Origin of the sequence: uncultured Hymenobacter sp. (genome assembly GCF_964243305.1) — a bacterium.
In the GTDB taxonomy this organism is placed as follows: Bacteria; Bacteroidota; Bacteroidia; order Cytophagales; family Hymenobacteraceae; genus Hymenobacter.
In genome coordinates this window covers 1,872-6,102 of the sequence record NZ_CAXTEF010000046.1, presented here as the reverse complement: position 1 = coordinate 6,102, position 4,231 = coordinate 1,872, and the positions used below count along the sequence as shown (strand labels likewise).

Below are 4,231 nucleotides of genomic sequence, written 5' to 3'. Positions count from 1 at the left end.
TTTTTCTTGGCGGCCGGGGTCTGCGCCCGCGCTCAGCGGCGGCGGTCGGGCTGTAGTTACCCGCGGCCCAAGCCTAAACAAAGCAGACAACTGATTTGCAAGGCTCGCCACCTAAAAACGTTAGCTGGCGAGCCACCAGTCAGTATGGGCGCTTGGGCAGGGCGCAAGTAGTAGCCAAGACCAGGCGCCGGGGCCTACCGACCGGCCCTACCCGCTGGCGCGCCTGGCGGCCAGCAGCTTGTCGAGGGTAATGGGCAGCGAGGTCAGGCGGTAGCCGGTGGCGTGGTAGATGGCGTTGGCAATGGCCGCGCTGATGCCCACGATGCCCAGCTCGCCGAGGCCCTTCACGCCGAGCGGGTGCCCGCGGGTGTCGTCTTCGTCGATAAGGATGACCTCGATGTCGGCGACGTCGGCGTTGGTCGGCACCAAGGCTTCGCCCAGGTTGTCGTTCACCCAGTGGCCGGTGCGCGGGTCCATGTTGGTTTCTTCCAGCAGGGCCTGGCCCAGCCCCCACACCATCGCGCCCATGAGCTGGCTGCGCACGAGAACGGGGTTGATGACGCGCCCGCCGGCGAAGGCCCCTACCAGCCGCTCGACTTGCAGATGCAGCGTGTCGGGGTCGAGGCTGACCTTGACAAACTCGGCTCCAAAAGAGGCCCGGCCGTAGGAGCTGTGCCCCATCGTGCGCCCGGTGATGGCCTCCTCGTTGATGGGGTCGTTGGGATAGCGGGCCATGACCTCGGCCACTGATTCGCTCGCGCCACCCGGACTCCTAATGCGGCCCTGGCTGATTTTCAGGTCTTGGGCCGCTTGGTGGTAGAGCGGCGAAGCCTTGTCCTTCACCACGCGCTTGCACAGCTCCTTTTTGACTTGCTCGGCGGCTTCCAGGATGGACGCGCCGCTGCTGAGCGTGCTCATCGAGCCCACGGTCATGCCGCCGTAAGGCAGCCGGGTGTCACCCCAATCCAGGCGCACGGCGGCCAGCTCCAGGCCCAGGGACTCGGCGGCAATCTGAGAGTAGGCGGTAATCATGCCCTGGCCGATTTCGTGGGTCGCCGACTGCACCACGGCCCGCCCGTCGGGCCCCAGAATGATGCGCGTGACGGCGGGCAGTTGCAGCACCGGGTAGATGGCCGTGGCCATGCCGTAGCCAATAAGCCGGCCCTTCTCTCGCATGCTGCCCACGCGCGGGTCGCGGTCGAACCAGCCGATGCGTGAGGCGGCGGCCTGGTAGCAGGCCAGCAGCTCCTTGCTCGACCACTCCTTGTCGGTGCCCGGCTCCCGGTCGGCGTAGTTGCGGATGCGCAGGTCGAGCGGGTCCAGGCCCATTTGATGGGCCAACTCATCGAGGGCGCTTTCCAGGGCGAATTGGCCGTTGGGTGCGCCGGGGCCCCGCATCCAGCCCGGCGCGTTGGTGTCGAGCGGGGCGGCCTGGACGTGAATGCCGATGTTGGGCGACTGATACACCTGCCGGGTGGCTTCGGCGATGGGGGCCACAAACTGGCCGGCCGTGCCCTTGGCCAGTACGGCGTCGTGCAGGATGGCTTGCAGCTGGCCGTTTTCGTCGGCCCCGAGGCGAATGCGCTGTTGCATCTCGCCGCGAAACGGCATGAGCGTAAACGTCTGGGCGCGGGTAAGCACGAGCTTCACCGGCCGGCCGGTGAGCTTGGCCGCCATGGGGGCCAGCAGCAGGTGCACGTTGGCGTTTTTGCCCCCGAAGGCCCCGCCGGCCATCGTGGCGACGACCCGCACTTTGTTGTTGAATTCGAACCCGCCCAGCACCTGACCAATGAGGCGGGGCAGCCGGTCTTTCAGCCCGAAGCCGAACGCTTCGCCCAGGATGTTGGCGTCGCCGTAGCTGAACTGCGTGGGTAGGTGCACGGTCAGGCCCCCGTCGGCGTCCCAGGCGGCCACGACCGCGCCGGGCTCCATCGCGTGGTGGTGGTGCGGGGCCGTGCGAAACGTCCGGTCGACCCGATGCGCTGCCTTTTCATAGGCCGGCTGCGGGTCGCCAATTTTCACCTGGCCGGGGTCGCCCGCGCCCACTTTGGCCACGTCTTTGGCCCGGCCGCCGCCCTGCGCCAGGGTGAAGGCGGCGTCCGGGTCGGGCGCCGAGTAGCGCACGGCCACCAGCGGCGCGGCGGCGCGGGCATGCTCCAGGGTATCGGCCACCACCAGGGCGATGCACTCGCCGTAGTAGTGGAGCTGGTCGTCCTGCAAGGGCAGCAGGTCGCCAATTTCGGCCCCGTTGGTGGCGAGGACGCCGTGCAGGCGGGGCGCGTTTTCGTGGGTCATCACCAGCCGCACGCCCGGCATTCGCAGGGCCGCCGCCGGGTCGATGCTCACGAGAGTGCCGCTGGCTTGGGTGCTCGTGACGGCCACGGCCACGTCGAGTACGCCGCCCGTGTCGTGGCGGGTGATATCGCCGGCGTAGCGTACCCGGCCCCGCACTTTGTCGGGGCCTTCGAGGCGGCGCGGAATGGTGGCCGGCGGCGCTTCGGGCGCGAGGCTTTTGGGAGCGGTGGCATTCGTCATAGCAAAAAGCAGTTGGGATTGGTAGCAGTAGAATGGCAGGGCCTACCCCGTTGGCGCGAGGCATCGGGCTCGCGGCGGCCGGCCGGCGAAACGTTGCATTGCCGCGGGCGGGCATGGCGGCCCGGAGCGCCGCTCTGTTCTACTGGATATGCTTGTCGGTTTGCGATTGGGGCGTGCCCGCCGCGGCTTGCTGGCAGGCCCGCACGATGGCGCGGTGCGCCAGCTCCATCTTGAAATCATTCCCGCCCTGCCCTACGGCACCCGCCAGCAGGCGGCTGGCCGCCGCGCCGAACGCCTCAGGTGCGGGCCGCTGGCCGCGCAGCAGGGCTTCGGCCGCGGGCACGCGCCAGGGCTTGTGAGCTACCCCCCCCAGCGCGATGCGGGCCTCGGCGATGCTGCCATCGTCTTCCAGGCGCATCACCACGGCCACGGAGACCAGGGCGAAGGCGTAGGAGAGCCGGTCGCGCAGCTTGAGGTAGGTGTAGTGCTGCGTAAAATCTTCCGCCGGCAGGTCGATGGCCGTTACCAGCTCTCCGGGCTGCAGGGTGTTGTCCCGCCACGGTTCGTCGCCGGGCAGGCGATGGTAGTCGGCCAGGGCAATGACCCGCTCCCCGTTCGGGCCAGCGACGCGCACCCGGGCCTCGAGCACGGCCAGCGCCACGGCCATGTCGCCGGGGTAGGTGGCAATGCATTGCGCGCTCGTGCCCAGGATGGCGTGCCCCCGGTTGAGGCCCCCCAGCGCGGCGCAGCCGGAGCCGGGCACGCGCTTATTGCAGGCGGCGGCCGCATCGTAAAAATATACGCAGCGCGTGCGCTGGTTGAGGTTGCCGCCGTTGGTAGCCGCGTTGCGCAGCTGGGCGCTGGCCCCGGCCAGGATAGTGCTGGCCAGCAGCGGATAGCGGGCGGCTACGCGGGCATCGTAGGCCGTTTCGGCGTTGGTGGCCAGGGCCCCCAGGCGCAGGCCCCCGGCGTGCTCCTCGATGGTGCGCAGGGGCAGCCGGTTGAGGTCGACCAGCGCGACGGGCTGCTCCACCCCGTACTTCATCAAATCGAGCAGATTGGTGCCGCCGGCCAGGTAGCGGACCTGGGGCGTCGTGCCCGCCTGCACGGCTTCGGCGACAGCGCCGGCGCGTAAATAGCCGAAATTGTTCATCGGGCTGCTTGCTGAGAGAGGACTGCCAGGATGGCGTCGCTGATGTTGGCGTAGGCCCCGCAGCGGCACAGGTTGCCGCTCATCAGCTCGCGCACCTCGTCGCGGGTGCGGGCGTGGCCCTCGTTGAGCAAGCCCACCGCCGAGCAGATTTGGCCTGGCGTGCAATAGCCGCACTGGTAGGCGTCGTAGTCCAGAAACGCTTGCTGCACCGGGTGAAGGTTCTCGCCCGTGGCCAGGCCCTCGATGGTGATAATGGCGGCCCCGTCGTGGGCGCAAGCCAGGGCCAGGCAACTCAGCCGCCGCTGGCCGTTGAGGAGCACCGTGCAGGCGCCGCACTGGCCGTGGTCGCAGCCTTTCTTGCTGCCGGTCAGGTCCAACCGCTCGCGCAGCAAGTCCAGCAGGGTGGTGCGCGGTTCCACAGCCAGGTGCTGCTCAGTCCCGTTGATGGTCAAGGCAATGGGCAGCGGCGCGTGGCTGAAAGTGATTGAGTTGTCCATCGTAGACAGGTTGGTTGGCGGAAGCGGAAAACCGGGCGCTGGATAC

At 68.6% G+C, this 4,231-nt stretch carries 3 protein-coding genes; all 3 read right to left on the bottom strand.

Annotation, left to right across the window (positions count from 1 at the left end):
- Positions 1-207: 207 nt before the first annotated feature.
- Complete coding sequence (locus tag ACFE70_RS18160) at positions 208-2,535, bottom strand: xanthine dehydrogenase family protein molybdopterin-binding subunit (RefSeq protein ID WP_375419202.1); 2,328 nt, start codon at positions 2,533-2,535, stop codon at positions 208-210.
- 139 nt (positions 2,536-2,674) lie between these two features.
- A complete protein-coding gene (locus tag ACFE70_RS18155; protein WP_375419201.1) occupies positions 2,675-3,688 on the bottom strand; it encodes an FAD binding domain-containing protein in 1,014 nt (337 codons plus the stop codon).
- Positions 3,685-4,185, bottom strand: coding sequence for a (2Fe-2S)-binding protein (locus ACFE70_RS18150; RefSeq protein ID WP_375419200.1), 501 nt, complete (start codon positions 4,183-4,185; stop codon positions 3,685-3,687). Before ACFE70_RS18150 ends, ACFE70_RS18155 begins: the two co-directional genes overlap by 4 nt.
- Positions 4,186-4,231: the final 46 nt, after the last annotated feature.

Bases quoted from the DNA above. Each gene is read 5' to 3' on its own strand.
- ACFE70_RS18160 (WP_375419202.1), bottom strand. From the start codon at position 2,535: ATGACGAATGCCACCGCTCCCAAAAGCCTCGCGCCCGAAGCGCCGCCG.
- ACFE70_RS18155 (WP_375419201.1), bottom strand. From the start codon at position 3,688: ATGAACAATTTCGGCTATTTACGCGCCGGCGCTGTCGCCGAAGCCGTG.
- ACFE70_RS18150 (WP_375419200.1), bottom strand. From the start codon at position 4,185: ATGGACAACTCAATCACTTTCAGCCACGCGCCGCTGCCCATTGCCTTG.